General features: G+C 31.3%; 16 protein-coding genes and 1 pseudogene. 9 read left to right on the forward strand and 8 right to left on the reverse strand.

Features of this window, described 5'->3' with window-relative positions:
• From NE054_RS04290 to NE054_RS04300, 3 genes and pseudogenes are all read left to right on the forward strand, one after another.
• A pseudogene (locus NE054_RS04290) lies at positions 1–183 on the forward strand (rubrerythrin family protein); the annotation flags it as partial.
• Positions 174–1,256 (forward strand): VIT1/CCC1 transporter family protein, encoded by a 1,083-nt coding sequence (locus tag NE054_RS04295; protein ID WP_297888980.1) that lies wholly within the window; start codon positions 174–176, stop codon positions 1,254–1,256. The pseudogene NE054_RS04290 and the gene NE054_RS04295, both read left to right, overlap by 10 nt.
• Position 1,257: 1 nt before the next feature.
• Positions 1,258–2,115, forward strand: a complete 858-nt coding sequence (locus NE054_RS04300; protein WP_297888982.1) for a YicC/YloC family endoribonuclease — start codon at positions 1,258–1,260, stop codon at positions 2,113–2,115.
• 128 nt (positions 2,116–2,243) lie between these two features.
• Here the strand turns inward: NE054_RS04300 and NE054_RS04305 are convergent, their stop codons facing one another.
• From NE054_RS04305 to NE054_RS04315, 3 genes are read right to left on the reverse strand one after another with little or no spacing between them, the layout of a single operon-like run.
• Positions 2,244–2,534, reverse strand: coding sequence for a ferredoxin (locus tag NE054_RS04305; protein WP_297888985.1), 291 nt, complete (start codon positions 2,532–2,534; stop codon positions 2,244–2,246).
• A gap of 12 nt (positions 2,535–2,546) precedes the next feature.
• A complete protein-coding gene (locus tag NE054_RS04310) occupies positions 2,547–3,137 on the reverse strand; it encodes a sulfite oxidase-like oxidoreductase (RefSeq protein ID WP_297888988.1) in 591 nt (196 codons plus the stop codon).
• Positions 3,121–3,525: a transcriptional repressor gene (locus tag NE054_RS04315; protein ID WP_297888991.1), complete on the reverse strand. Its 405-nt coding sequence runs from the start codon at positions 3,523–3,525 to the stop codon at positions 3,121–3,123. Before NE054_RS04315 ends, NE054_RS04310 begins: the two co-directional genes overlap by 17 nt.
• 137 nt (positions 3,526–3,662) lie before the next feature.
• On the opposite strand from NE054_RS04315, the gene NE054_RS04320 reads away from it, so the two are divergent.
• The 6 genes from NE054_RS04320 to NE054_RS04345 are packed head-to-tail and all read left to right on the forward strand — an operon-like array spanning position 3,663 to position 9,003.
• Positions 3,663–6,182: a POTRA domain-containing protein gene (locus NE054_RS04320; RefSeq protein WP_297888994.1), complete on the forward strand. Its 2,520-nt coding sequence runs from the start codon at positions 3,663–3,665 to the stop codon at positions 6,180–6,182.
• 10 nt (positions 6,183–6,192) lie between these two features.
• Complete coding sequence (tatB, locus tag NE054_RS04325; RefSeq protein WP_297888996.1) at positions 6,193–6,534, forward strand: Sec-independent protein translocase protein TatB; 342 nt, start codon at positions 6,193–6,195, stop codon at positions 6,532–6,534.
• A 1-nt stretch (position 6,535) separates the two neighbouring features.
• Complete coding sequence (gene tatC / locus NE054_RS04330) at positions 6,536–7,297, forward strand: twin-arginine translocase subunit TatC (RefSeq protein WP_297888998.1); 762 nt, start codon at positions 6,536–6,538, stop codon at positions 7,295–7,297.
• Entirely contained in the window at positions 7,290–7,961 is a 672-nt protein-coding gene (locus NE054_RS04335) for a TIGR00730 family Rossman fold protein (RefSeq protein ID WP_297889000.1), read from the forward strand. Before tatC ends, NE054_RS04335 begins: the two co-directional genes overlap by 8 nt.
• Before the next feature lies 1 nt (position 7,962).
• A complete protein-coding gene (locus NE054_RS04340) occupies positions 7,963–8,571 on the forward strand; it encodes a flavin reductase family protein (RefSeq protein WP_297889002.1) in 609 nt (202 codons plus the stop codon).
• Positions 8,572–8,574: 3 nt separating this feature from the next.
• Positions 8,575–9,003, forward strand: coding sequence for a transcriptional repressor (locus NE054_RS04345; protein WP_297889004.1), 429 nt, complete (start codon positions 8,575–8,577; stop codon positions 9,001–9,003).
• Positions 9,004–9,015: 12 nt separating this feature from the next.
• Here the strand turns inward: NE054_RS04345 and NE054_RS04350 are convergent, their stop codons facing one another.
• From NE054_RS04350 to NE054_RS04370, 5 genes are all read right to left on the reverse strand, one after another.
• Complete coding sequence (locus NE054_RS04350; RefSeq protein WP_297889006.1) at positions 9,016–9,498, reverse strand: peptidylprolyl isomerase; 483 nt, start codon at positions 9,496–9,498, stop codon at positions 9,016–9,018.
• Positions 9,499–9,578: 80 nt separating this feature from the next.
• The gene (gene hisZ, locus NE054_RS04355; protein WP_297889008.1) at positions 9,579–10,826 is read right to left on the reverse strand and encodes an ATP phosphoribosyltransferase regulatory subunit; all 1,248 of its coding nucleotides are present in this window, start codon (positions 10,824–10,826) and stop codon (positions 9,579–9,581) included.
• 10 nt (positions 10,827–10,836) lie between these two features.
• Positions 10,837–11,472 carry a phosphoserine phosphatase PspA gene (pspA, locus tag NE054_RS04360; protein ID WP_297889010.1) on the reverse strand — a complete coding sequence of 212 codons (636 nt, stop codon included), beginning with the start codon at positions 11,470–11,472 and terminating at the stop codon, positions 10,837–10,839.
• A 13-nt stretch (positions 11,473–11,485) separates the two neighbouring features.
• On the reverse strand, positions 11,486–12,625 hold the full coding sequence (locus NE054_RS04365; protein WP_297889012.1) for an alanine--glyoxylate aminotransferase family protein: 1,140 nt from the start codon (positions 12,623–12,625) through the stop codon (positions 11,486–11,488).
• 218 nt (positions 12,626–12,843) lie between these two features.
• Positions 12,844–13,479, reverse strand: coding sequence for an O-methyltransferase (locus NE054_RS04370; protein WP_297889014.1), 636 nt, complete (start codon positions 13,477–13,479; stop codon positions 12,844–12,846).
• Between the last annotated feature and the right edge of the window lie 124 nt (positions 13,480–13,603).

Consider the following 13,603-nt stretch of genomic DNA (forward strand, 5'->3'; position numbering starts at 1 on the left):
ATTAACGAAGCTTTTAATGAAAGGACATCAATAATAATGGATATTTTCCCTGAAAAAAGCTATGATTTATTTAAAGAAGCATTTTTAGAGTTAATAAAAAATCCGGATGTAGAAGTTGACATAAAAAAAATTCAAAATGATATTTATAACTGTTATAAAAAGGAGATTGACAAATGGATTTAATAGAAAAAGCAAAAGAGTTTTACATAAGTGAAATATCAGACTACAACTTTTACAGTTATTTAGCAAATATTACAAAAAATCAACATTTAAAAGAAAACCTTATAAAAATAGCGAAAGCAGAAGAAAAACATTCAAAATTTTGGAGGTACTTTATCACTTCAAGAGGATATGAACTTCCGCGGTTAGAAAAAGATTTTACAAAAAATAAATTTTGGCAGTTTGTAGCAAAAGTTTTTAATCCTATTGTTCTTATATCTATTTTAGAACAAGGAGAAAGTAACGCTTTAAAGGATTACTACACATTTTTGAAAGAAGCTCAGTTAAACGAGTATGAAAGTACAGCCTTAAAAAATATAATATTAGACGAAATAGAGCACGAAACTTTTTTCTCAAAAGAAGCTGAAAAACTTGGTTTAACAAATGTAAGAGATTTGATACTTGGTATGAACGATGGACTTGTAGAGATATTAGGAACAGTTGCAGGACTTGCAGCTGTATATCCAAATAATCCATTCTTAGTAGGAATAAGTGGCTGCGTTGTAGGTGTTGCAGGAAGTTTATCTATGGGAGTAGGGGCATACATATCTGTTAGGTCTCAAAGACAGATTAACGAAGCTTTTAATGAAAGGACATCAATAATAATGGATATTTTCCCTGAAAAAAGCTATGATTTATTTAAAGACAAATTAAAAGAAAACCAAATTCCTGATAAGGTTATTGAAGAAATCACAGAAAAATTAAAGAGAGAAAATGTAAATTTATCAAACATATTCATAAAAGAAGTAGAAGAGAATGAGATAAAATCCGGATTATTTACAGGATTTTCTTATTTAATCGGTGTAATTTTCCCTGTATTACCATTTTTTATTTCAAACAGTTCATACATTGCACTTCCAGTTTCATTAATACTTGCTTTTGTTATACTAAGTTTAGTAGCATCTTTTGTAGCCATATTTTCCGGTATATCAATCAAGAAAAAAATTATGGAGATGGTTGTTGCAGCATCCGTTGCAGCAGGTATATCATTTACATTTGGTAAAATAGTTCAATACTTTTTTGGAATAGAGGTGTAAAATGCCATACAGTATGACAGGATTTGTAAACATAAAAAAGAACTTTGATGATTATGAAATATTAGTAAGTGCAAAATCTTTAAATAGTAAAGGTTTTGATTTATCTCTCAAAGGAGATAAAAACGTAGTTATGTACTTAGATTTAGATATTAGGAAAATTTTTCAGGAAAGTTTTGAAAGAGGAGTTTTTCAAGTAGTAGTAAATGTATCGTACCAAAAACTATCTTCTGTATTAGATATAGAAAAATTCAGAAACATCGTTTTACAAGTGAGAGATTTCTTAAGTAATGTTCAATTAAACCTTACAGAAGACAAAATATACGATATAGTCTCTTATCAGATAAACACAAACAACACAGAAGAGCTTCCATTACAACTAAAAGAAGATGTGTTAGATACGATAAAAGAAGCTGTAACACTTTTAAAATCAGAAAGGAAGAGAGAAGGAGACAGCCTAATTTCAGATGTAGAAAACCGTCTTTTTACAATTGAGGAAATGGCAGAGAAAATAGAAAAAGAAAAAGATATTATTTTAGAGAAGGTAAAAGAAAAGATATATCAAAAAGTTAAACAACTTCTTGGAGAAAATTACTCAGAAAGAGCTTTTATTGAAGCAACTTTACTTGCAGATAAATTAGACATTACAGAAGAGATAGTTAGACTAAAAACCCATATAGAAAGGTTTAAACAGTTATTAAAACTTGATGAACCAGTTGGAAGGAAAATGGATTTTCTTTGTCAAGAAATGCATAGAGAGATAAACACTCTTGGTAACAAAATGCCGGACTTTAGCAACTACACCGTAGAGATGAAAACACAACTTGAAAAAATCAGACAGCAGATTCAAAATATAGAGTAAAAGCTTTTATCCGGATTCTACATACAAAAAAGCCATCACAGCAAAAAGTAGAAGTGGAATAATAATTAAAACAAACTTAACGTTTTTCTCATAAAGTTCATACAATTTGTTAATCATTTAAAAATCTCCTATGGATACAGTTGTTCTCCTGTTTCTGCATCGTATATAAAAATGGCTTTTACAGGACAAGCTTCTGCCGCTCTAAACATGTCTTCCTCTTCTTCTATGGTTAGTTCTAAAACCACTTCTTGTCTTTTTTTCTCTGCAACTTCCTGAAAAAGTTGCTCTTTGTCTTTCCCTGGTTCTAATATAACAGCTTTATGTCTTTTATCTAAAACTATATACTTAGGAGCTTCCGGAACACAAACACCTATTCCTTCACAAAGATTTCTATCTACCACTACCTTTAACTTTCCCATCAAAAACCTCCTTTAATAAGAGTATCGTTGTTCTTTCCATGGGTCTCCTAATATATGGTAACCTCTCTGTTCCCAAAATCCGGGTCTATCCTCTGGCATAAACTCTATACCAGCAACAAATTTTGCACTTTTCCATGAATAAAGCTTTGGAACAATAAGCCTTAACGGATATCCATTATCAGCAGGAATTGGATTGCCAAAAAGTTTATAAGCAAAAATCACATCTTCATCAAAAAAATACTCCATAGGTACATTTGTTGTATAACCATCTAACGAATGAATCATAACAGATTTTGCAGTTGGTTTTATATTTACCAACTTCTTTATCTCATTAACATGAAAACCTTGCCAGACAACATCTTTACAGCTCCATCTTGTTACACAGTGAAAGTCCGCTACAAGTTCAACCTTTTCTAAATCCATTATATCATCCCAAGTTAAAACAACCGGCTCTTCAACCTCGCCAAATATTTTTAATCTATAGGTATTCAAATCTATTTCCGGAGGGTCCGATATACCCAGGATAATAAGTCTGTCAGTCCAATGTTGCCCCGGTGGAAGTCTGTCCGGTCTAAAATTTATAGGACTAATTATTCTTCTCAAGATTTACTCCTTTACTACACTTTGGACATATCCCTTCCATGTCTATATTGATTTGATTTATTTTAAACCCTTTTTTTGTAAGATGTTTTAAATCTGCACTTATATGAAGCATATCTAAGTCTATATCGTAAATACTATCACATTTTATACATTTAAAATGGTAATGTCTATCTGTCCTTGCGTCAAACCTACTTTGTCTACCATCGGTTATTTCTAATATAAGCCCCTCTTCTTGAAGGACTTTTAAATTACGATAAACAGTTCCAAGACTTATGTTAGGAATATACATTTTAGCTTTTTCATAAATCCAGTCTGCAGTTGGATGTATATCTGTACTTTTTATTATTTCATATATAATTTTTCTTTGATTAGTGTTTCTCCTTTGCAAAGTTGCTTTACCTCATAAACATACTAAAATACAACAAGTATAATATTATAATCTATTAAAAATTTTTAAAATGATTTTTAACATATGGAGAAACTGTGTTTTACTTTTTAGGTTTTTTATTCTTAACATTTTTTAATATGGCTTATTGTCAAGAGATTATAACATCAAACTATCCTATACCAAACAACAATGCTCAAGAAGTGTACGAAAAAACTAAAGATTTAAACCTTGTTAAAACTCTCTTTGAACAGACAAATGATTTTGAAAAGGTAGAGATTAAAGATAGCAAGATTTATTTAATAAGAAAACCAGTTTTAAAAAATCTGCAAATCACAGGTAATAAAAGTTTTTGGGCTTCCGAGATAAAAGCCATAACAGGACTAACGGAAAAATACACTTTTGACCCTGACAATTTACAGACCATTCCTCTTAGGATAAGACAGTTTTATGCGGAAAAAGGCTTTCTATTTACAAGCGTTGAAGTAGATTCTAAATATCATCCAGATGGATTTGCCGATATAACACTTAAAATCAATGAAGGACAAAAAACAAAACTAAACGATATAATATTTTTATCAGACCAAAATATTTCATTGATAGACAAAAGTACTTTCTTAAAAGTATTAAAACTAAAGAAAGGAGATTATATATATTTTGACCAACTTGAAAATAAAATTGAGAATTTAAGCAAATTCATAAAAAAATCCGGATACTACGATGCTTTTGTAAACCTTCAAGATATAGACCAAGTGGATAAAGGTTATGCAGACATTTATATAGCAATAAATTTTGGAACAAAATACACGGTAAAATTTGAAGGTAATAAAACCTTTGAGGAAAATGTGTTAAAAAAACTCCTAACCTTTGAGGAAAACGGATTTAACTACTACGAACTGAATGAATCAAAAAATCAGATAATAGATTTTTACAAAGGTAAAGGTTTTCTTGATGTTGAAGTATCCACTAACATAGAAGAGTCTGAAGAGTTATTTAACGGAATTTACCCATTATTTTCCATAATAAATTTTAACATTGAAGAAGGAAGTAGGTATAAAATTTCAACTCTAAATATCGAAACGGATACATTAGAGATTAAAGAAAAAATACTGTCTACTTTAAAAGAATTTTACGATAAATCAAGCTTAGAAAGAATATTACAAGAATACAACAAAAAATACTTTAATGAAGGATTTTTATCGGTAAACTATAAAATTCAGGAAGAAAAAAAGGAAAACGGTAGTGTTGATTTAAAGATTTCTTTTTACAAAGGTAAAAAATACGTTTTAGAAAAAATCAGTCAAATAAACTACAAAAGCAAGATAGATTTAAAACTTCCTAAAACATACAATCCGAACGAAATAACAGAACTTCAAAAAACTTTAAAACAAAAGCTTCAAGAGGATGGTTTCTTAGATGGAGAAGTTTTACTTGATGTTGAAACAACAGAAGAAAAAGACATAGTAAAAGTAAATGTTAACTTTATTTATGAACTAAATCAACCATACAAAAATGGAATAACATTTGTATATGGAAGTTATCATCTTCAACCAAAGGTTGTCAAATGGCAGTTAAAGGAAAAGGATATTTACGATAGTAAAACTTTTGACCTTGCAATCAGTAGATTGTATGAATCAAGGCTTTTTGATTACGTTAATCCGGTTTTTATGAAAAATGAAGAAGAAAAAACTTTAGATAAAGCAATTATTCTTCATGATGATAAAAGAGGACTTTTACAAGGAAGTGTAGGTTATAGTACAGACCAGCAGTTTAAAGCATCCGTAGCTTTAATTTTTAAAAATCTGTTTAGTTACGGATTGGAAAGTTCCGTATACTTAGAAAGGTCAAATTTCCAAACAAACTACAGACTCAGTTTTGGAAGCAGATTACTCCCATACTACTTAACATCATTTATTTCAGCATACAGAAACACACAATATAGAAGATACTTTGACCTTAACTCTCAAGGCTTTGATTTTTACTTTGAAAAGGTACATAATAAATTTGTTAAAAGCCGTTTAACCTTTGAAAGTAAAAATAACTCTTTGAATAATCTAAATATATCAAGTCCGGTTAAAAGTTATTCTCAGTATAAAATCTCCTATTCTCTATCAGATGACCATAGAAACTCTAAGATAGACCCTAAAAAAGGTTATCTTTTTGTATCAAAAATTTCTCAATCTTTCAAGGATATAAATTACACTTCGGCAGAGCTATCTTTAAGACTTTACAAAGATTTCTTTGACTTTGTAGTTTTTTCTCCAAGGATTAGTAGTGGCTACATCTTTAAAAATAACGATTCATTACCTGCATCAGAAAGGTACTTTTTAGGAGGAATAACATCTTTAAGAGGTTTTGGTATTGATGAGGTATCCGGATACAAAGGTATAGGAGGAAACAGCTATTGGCTTATTAACAACGATTTAAGATTTCTAATTTATCCGAAGTATAATATATACTTACTTACATTTTACGATTTAGGAAATGTGTTTACAGAGTTTAAAGAGTACAAAAAACCCAAATTTAGAGAAACAGCCGGAATAGGTGTTTACGTTCCAACTCCCGTTGGTTCATTTATATTGGACTATGCCAAAAAGTTGGACAAAAAACCCGGAGAAAGTCCTTACAGAATAGAGTTTAGTATAGGACTTGACTTTTAAGGAGGTTGAAATGTTTGGAATAGGATTTCAGGAACTGTTGTTGATAATGGTCGTAGCACTTATAGTCTTAGGACCACAAAGACTGCCAGAAGTAGCAAGAGCATTAGGAAAATTTTACAGAGAGATAAAATCTTCCGTTGATGAAGTAAAATCCTCTGTAGTAAATGATTTATCATCAGTTAAAAATATTGAAAAAGAAGTAAAGATAGATGATTACAAACCACCAAAGATAGAAGAAAAGGTTAATAAATCATTTGATGAAGAGTTTGAAGAAGAGATAAAAAGGTCCGATAATAAAAAAGAAGTAGAAAGAGAAAAAATAACTTTCAAAAAACAGTCAAAAGAGGTATAAAATGGAAAACAAACAACTTCCTGAAGCTCCTTTAACGGAACATTTAGCAGAGTTAAGAACAAGATTAATAAGAATAATTCTTGCTCTAATAATAGGTACCGTTGTAGCTTTTACAAAAGCAAACTATATATTTGAATTACTAAAACAACCTCTTTTGAAAGTAAATCCTAATTTAAAACTCTATTTTCTATCTCCTACAGAACCATTTTTTACAGCTTTTAAAATCTCATTTTTAGCCGGATTTATATTAGTATCTCCGTTTGTATTTTATCAAATATGGAAATTTATAGAGCCAGCTTTATACGAACATGAAAAAAAGTTAGCCCTTCCATTTGTAATTTTTACTACCTTATTTTTTGCCCTTGGTTGTCTCTTTTCTTTTTATTTTGTTCTTCCAGTGGCTATAGGATTTTTTATAAACTTTGGTAATATCCAACTTGGAGCTGAAGCTATCTTTTCTGTGAAAGAATACATATCTTTTGTACTTAGAATGATTTTTGCATTTGGTATAACTTTTGAACTTCCGGTTATCTTATCATTACTTGCAAGGCTTGGTATCATCACTCCGGAATTTCTTATAAAATCAAGACCTTACTTTATAGTTTTAGCATTTATAGTTGCTGCTGTATTAACACCTACTCCGGATGTATTTAGCCAACTTATGTTGGCAGTTCCATTGATTTTATTCTACGAGTTTTCTATAATTATGGCAAAGGTACTCTATCCAAGAAGTACAAAGTACAAGGAGATGCAAAGTGAATAGCTACATAATAAACGAGTTAAAAAAAGAAGAATCTTGGAGACTTTTTAGAATAATTGGAGATTTTATTGACGGATTTGAAATAATGCCAGATTATATACCAAGTGTAACAGTCTTTGGCTCAGCAAGAGTAAAAGAAGGGGACAAGTACTACGATGCAGCAAGAGAACTTGGATACAAGTTAGCAAAAAAAGGTTTTACAATAGTAACAGGTGGTGGTCCAGGGATAATGGAAGCTGCCAACAGAGGAGCTTTTGAAGCCGGAGGAAACTCAATAGGACTAAACATAAAACTTCCAAAAGAACAAAAACCAAATCCGTATTTAAACATTACTTTAAATTTTAATTACTTCTTTGCAAGAAAAGTAATGCTTGTAAAATATGCAACAGCTTTTGTACTTTTTCCGGGAGGATACGGTACATTAGACGAAATGTTTGAAACACTTACATTGATACAAACAAAAAAATTAAAACCATTCCCCCTTATACTTTTTGGTGAAGAACACTGGAAGGGGTTGATAAACTGGCTCAAAGAAAGTGTAATAAATAAAAATTACATTGATGAAGAAGATTTAAATATTTTTAAGGTTTTAGATAACATAGATGATGTTGTAGACTATATAGATAGTTGGTATATAAAACATTCAAAAGAAGTTATGGAGTTTTAAGATGGTTTTTGATGTAAGAAATCTGACAGAAGAACAGGTTTACAAACTAATGATAAGCACAATAGCCCCAAGACCCATAGCATGGATTTCAACTGTATCAAAAGATGGTATATACAACATAGCACCTTTTAGCTTTTATATGGGAATATCATCCTCTCCTCCTTTAATAGCTGTATCCATCGGAAAAAAAGACGAAGAAAAGAAAAAGGATACATGGAAAAACATTGAAGAAACCGGAGAGTTTGTAATAAATGTTGTTACCTACGATTTAGTAGAAAAGATGAACATTACAGCTTTACCTTTCGATGAAAATGTGGATGAATTTAAAGAATCCGGATTAACACCAATTCCATCGGAAATAGTAAAAGCACCGAGAATAAAAGAATCTCCTATAAATATAGAATGCAAAAAATTTATGATTTTAGAAATAGCGGATATGGGGCTTATATTTGGAGAAATTTTAAGGTATCATATAGAAGATAGCTTAATTAACGAGAAAGGTTATGTAGACAATAGAAAAGTAAAACTAATAGGAAGACTTGGAGGAGCCGATTACTGCTTTATATCACAAGAAAACATATTTACTTTAAAAAGACCTGATAAGAGGTGAAATATGAACGTTTTAGATGTTGAAAAATTACTAAAAGAAAAGAACTTAAAACTAACTAAACAAAGGAAAGACATTTTCAAAGAGATTCTCAAAACTGAAGGTCATTTTGAGATTGAAGAGTTGGCTTACAGATTAAAAGAAAAAGGAATTAAAGCATCAAGAGCAACTGTATACAGAACGCTGTCTATACTGAAAGATTTAGGATTGATAAGTGAAGTTATAAAACACGCAAACAAAACATACTACGAAGTAAGTCTTAAAGAGCATCACGACCATTTGGTCTGCTTATCCTGTGGAAAAATAATAGAATTTCATGACGATAGAATAGAAAAAATTCAAAACCAGATTTGCAAAAAATTTAAATTCAAGCCATCTTACCATAGGTTAGAAATTTTTGGAATATGTGCTGAATGTCAAAAAAAGGGGGTGTAACCCCTTTTTCTATTAATGATTATGTCCGCCTAATCCGTGAGCATGCCCATGAAGTATTTCATCAGGAGTAGCTTCTCTAACGTTTACAACTTCCACTTCAAAAACCAAATCTCTTCCAGCTAATGGGTGATTTAAATCTACCGTAACTGTATTCTCATCAAAATCAACAACAACCATACTTATAATCTGACCTTCTGGTGTTTGAGCTTGAAGAGGTAATCCCACTTCAAGGTCTATCCCTTGAAAGTACTCTCTTGGAGCTTTTTGAATCAAATTAGGGTCTGCCAAACCGTAAGCCTCTTCTGCAGGAACCTCTATAACCCTTTTTTCTCCCTCTTTCATACCATACATTCTACTTTCTAACCCCGGAATTATCTCTCCTACTCCTGTTAAAAACGTTAAAGGTTGACCTGCACTTCTGTCAAGGATTTCCCCCGTTTCTTTGTCTTTGAGTGTGTACTCAAAAGACACTACCTTTCTGTCTCCTACTTCCATACTACTACTCCTTTAAAAATATTTAGCACTCTATGGTGCCATCCGGATACTTTTGAATACAGATAATTCCCCTCTTATCTTTACTCAAAAATATCCCGCAGATTTAGTTCTATCTTCTCTTTTTTTTCGTTATAAATATAAACCTTTTTTTGATTATTTTCAAGGGTTATAAGTATAACATTTTTAAAACCACTTTTAAAAGCAAAATCTATAGACTCATCAGCAGGTCTTTTTACGATATCCCTTGCAACACAAAGTCCTTTTTCTCTTAATACTTTAGCAATCTGATAAGCCAACTTTTTATCGTCTGTTGTATCTATTATGTAGTAATCTTTTGAACTTTTGATTGATGTGTGTTTTTGTAAATAATCAAAAATGTATAAAGTGTCGAAAGCAAATCCGGTAGCTGAGTAATCTCCGTTATACTGCTTTAAAAGAGTGTCGTATCTACCACCATAACCTATCGGTTTTGGATAATCTTTTATAAAAATCTCAAAAACTATTCCTGTATAGTAATCAAACTCTCTTGGCTCAGAAAGGTCAAAAAATATTTGATGATGAAGGTCATACTCTTTTAAAATTGTATAAATCAAGTTAAGTTCTTCAAAAACAGTGTATATTTGAGGATATTTTTTTAAATTTTCCATAACAGAAGATAATTTTTCATAATTTCCGTTTAACATAGGTATTGACACTATAAATTCTTTGAGGATGTTATCTGTGATAAAGTTGTTTACAAACTTCTCTAAATTGTAAATTTCTCTATTCTTTATGTATTTTAAAAATTCTTCATATGAACTTTCTTCAAGATTTAAGATTTTTTTTAGTGCGTGGTAGAGTTTTACATTGTTTAAATCAATTTGAAAGTTATTTATACCAAGCTTTTTTAATGAAGATACCGCAACAGCAATAACTTCAGCATCTGCTTCAATTTGAGAAACACCTATAAGTTCTATTCCTATCTGTTTTTTTTCGTAAAGTTTATCTCCTTTTGGAATAGTATATCTAAAAATATCTCCAAGGTAGTAGTATCTAATTGGGAATTCCTTTTCTTTTAGTGATGCAACGTACCTTGCTATCTGAGTTGTGAAATCTGGTCTTAGTATTAGTATTTCTCCATCGTATCTATCTATCAATCTAAATAGATTTTTTCTAACTTCCGGATTAAAAATTTGACTATGGACATCGTAATACTCAATCGTTGGAAGATACAGCTTTTCATAACCCCAAAGTTTAAAATTCTCTTCTATATTTTTTTCTATATAATCCAATAAAAAACTTTCTTGGATATTAAAACATCTTACACCCTTTGGAAGGTCTATTTTCAATTTATTCCTCTCAAAGAGCATCTAAAGCCGGAACAAACTCTTGCCCAAGGTAATAGGTGTTGTTGAGTTTGTAAAGTATAGGTCTGACAGGGTCGTAATCTAAAATAGAGTAGGATGCGTTATCGCAACCAAAAGCCCAAAATTTATCCATATCAAGGTTCAATCCGGCTGTTAAGGAAGCCCTGATAGGGACTGTATGGGATACAACAATGATAGTTTCTCCTTCGTGTTTAGACAACATCTGATTTAAAAATTTTTTAACTCTTTCAAAAACATCTTTTAAAGACTCTCCATTTGGGAATTGAACCTTATAAGGCTCGTATATCCACTGTCTAAACATATCCGGATACTTTTCTTTCACTTCTTCTACAAGTAATCCGGACCAATCTCCGTGGTCTATCTCTATAATGTCTTGATTTGTTATTATAGGAAGGTTTAACTCTTTACTTATGTACTGGGCTGTTTGGTAAGTTCTTTTTAAAGGACTTGAGTACAAAGCTGTAGGGTTATACTTTTTTAGTGCTTGTCCTATAAGCTGTGCCTGACGGTGACCTCTTTCACTTAACTCTGGGTCAAGTCTTCCTTGGTATCTTCCTATTGGGTTCCATAAACTTTCTGCATGTCTTACGAAAATAATTCTTACCACCGTTTACAGCTCCTTAACTATTGTTTAGGTATATCTCTTGAGCTTTTTTTACACCTTTACCAAGCTCTACTTTATAACCATTTTTATAAAGTGCCATCTCTATAGCTGAAATCACTTCAATCATATCAAGGTAATCAAAGTATCCCATATGGGCTATTCTTATTATTTTTCCTTTTAGATGGTCCTGTCCTCCGGCAACTCTTACACCTATTTTAAGAAGGTCTTTTCTAAATTTATCAGCGTCTATACCTTCTGGAGTAAAAACACCCGTTGCAGAATTTGAAGGACTTTCAGATAGTAGTTTAAGTCCTAGTTCTTTCATGGCTTGTCTTATCATTTCCCCAAGGATAAAATGCCTTTTTTCTAAGTTTTCAAGTCCTTCATCCAAAATAAGCTGAAGACTTTCATTTAACGCTATTATGAGGTTTATAGCTGGAGTGTACGCTGTTTGACCTTTTGCTTGCTTTTTACTTTCTGCTTTTACAGAAAAGTAGTATTTAGGAAGTTTACTTTTTTCAAGTCTTTTTTCTGCTTTTTCACTGTAATACAAAATAGATAACCCAGGGGGAAGCATTAAAGCTTTTTGGCTTCCTGTTATAAGTATGTCAATTCCTATTTCTTCCGGATAAACTTTATAAACTCCAACGGAAGTAATACCATCAACTACCAAAAGACAGTCTTCCAGAGAGTTTGAGATTTTGGCTAAAAAGGAAAGGTCATGGAGAGTAGTGGTAGAAGTTTCTGAATGTTGGACCAAAATACCTTTTATATCCGGATTCTTTTCTACTATCTCGTTTATTTTTTCTTTATCGTAAGTTTTTCCCCACTCAATTTGATAATCTATCACATCAAGGCCAAATGTGTTTCCAAGGTCTCTCCATCTTTCACCAAATTTTCCTGCATTTATGACAAGGACTTTATCCCCTTCGTTAAAAAAGTTTACAATGGAGGCTTCCATAGCTCCTGTACCGGAAGAGGCAAACATTAAAACATCTCTGTTTGTATTTAAAAGTTTTTGAAGTTTTTCTCTGGTTTGTAAAAATATGTTTGTAAACTCAGGTGTTCTATGGTGGATTATCTGCTGTCCCAGTGCTTTTATAACTTGAGGTGGAAGTGGAACAGGTCCCGGAGTAAAAAGCCTTTCTTTAATCAAATATATGCCTCCAACACAAATTTTTATATATTTTAACATAAAAAAAGGGAGTTAGATGAACTAACTCCCTAAATTTTGGAGGAGGTAGGTGAAAAAGGTTTAGCAGCAGGAGCTAAATAATACAATCAAAATTTATGCCAATTTAGGAAGTTGTAAATATGCTAAAAGTTTAAAGTTAAAGTTCCTTTTGGGACATTTATTGTTCCATTATGGACAGTTTAAAGTTTTAATGCTATCAACACTCCATCTCTTAAAGGAATTAAAGTTGTGAAAAACTCCTTACTTGAAAACATATATTCGTTAAACTCTTTGATTTTCTTTGTTTGGTTATCCGGATTTTCTTGTAAAACTTTTCCATGCCAAAGGGTGTTATCCGCTATTATAAGTCCTCCGGATTTAAGGTTGGTTTTTAACTGTAAAACTGTATCTAAATACTTAGATTTTTCATGGTCAAAAAAGAATATATCAACATCTTTATACTCTTTGGCTATCTCAACACCGTTTCCAACTCTAAACTCTACCTTTTCCAACAATCCGGATTTACCTAAATATTCTTTTGCCTTTTCAAGGTTTTCCGGTTTATAGTCAGTAAGGACAACCTTACCACTATCAATAGCCTTTGCAAACCAATAAGCAGAATAACCATATCCAGAGCCTATTTCTACAATCAACTTCGGATTTTTTAGTTTTGTTATTAAATACAAAAACCTTCCTACTGACCTGTTTACAATGGGAAATCCGGATTTTTCAGCATAATCTTCCATATGGTTTAAAACATCCTCATCTTCAACATAAGAAAGTTGATTTAGACTATCAATATAAAGTTGTACGCTATAAAACAAAATATCGTTCATTCCCTTACCTAAGATATGATAATAATTTAATATTCTATTATAGATATAAAAACCCTAATTTCCAATTCGAAAAAAAGATGAAATAAAAAACCTCCAGTGGTATCATAAAGTAAAACTACCACTG

The organism is Sulfurihydrogenibium sp., from assembly GCF_027448985.1.
In the GTDB taxonomy this organism is placed as follows: domain Bacteria; phylum Aquificota; class Aquificia; order Aquificales; family Hydrogenothermaceae; genus Sulfurihydrogenibium.

What these genes read in the sequence shown, in the direction of transcription:
- NE054_RS04295 (WP_297888980.1), top strand. Translation starts at nt 174, where the DNA reads ATGGATTTAATAGAAAAAGCAAAAGAGTTTTACATAAGTGAAATATCA.
- NE054_RS04300 (WP_297888982.1), top strand. Translation starts at nt 1,258, where the DNA reads ATGCCATACAGTATGACAGGATTTGTAAACATAAAAAAGAACTTTGAT.
- NE054_RS04305 (WP_297888985.1), bottom strand. Translation starts at nt 2,534, where the DNA reads ATGGGAAAGTTAAAGGTAGTGGTAGATAGAAATCTTTGTGAAGGAATA.
- NE054_RS04320 (WP_297888994.1), top strand. Translation starts at nt 3,663, where the DNA reads ATGGCTTATTGTCAAGAGATTATAACATCAAACTATCCTATACCAAAC.
- tatB (WP_297888996.1), top strand. Translation starts at nt 6,193, where the DNA reads ATGTTTGGAATAGGATTTCAGGAACTGTTGTTGATAATGGTCGTAGCA.
- tatC (WP_297888998.1), top strand. Translation starts at nt 6,536, where the DNA reads ATGGAAAACAAACAACTTCCTGAAGCTCCTTTAACGGAACATTTAGCA.
- NE054_RS04340 (WP_297889002.1), top strand. Translation starts at nt 7,963, where the DNA reads ATGGTTTTTGATGTAAGAAATCTGACAGAAGAACAGGTTTACAAACTA.
- NE054_RS04345 (WP_297889004.1), top strand. Translation starts at nt 8,575, where the DNA reads ATGAACGTTTTAGATGTTGAAAAATTACTAAAAGAAAAGAACTTAAAA.
- NE054_RS04350 (WP_297889006.1), bottom strand. Translation starts at nt 9,498, where the DNA reads ATGGAAGTAGGAGACAGAAAGGTAGTGTCTTTTGAGTACACACTCAAA.
- NE054_RS04370 (WP_297889014.1), bottom strand. Translation starts at nt 13,479, where the DNA reads ATGAACGATATTTTGTTTTATAGCGTACAACTTTATATTGATAGTCTA.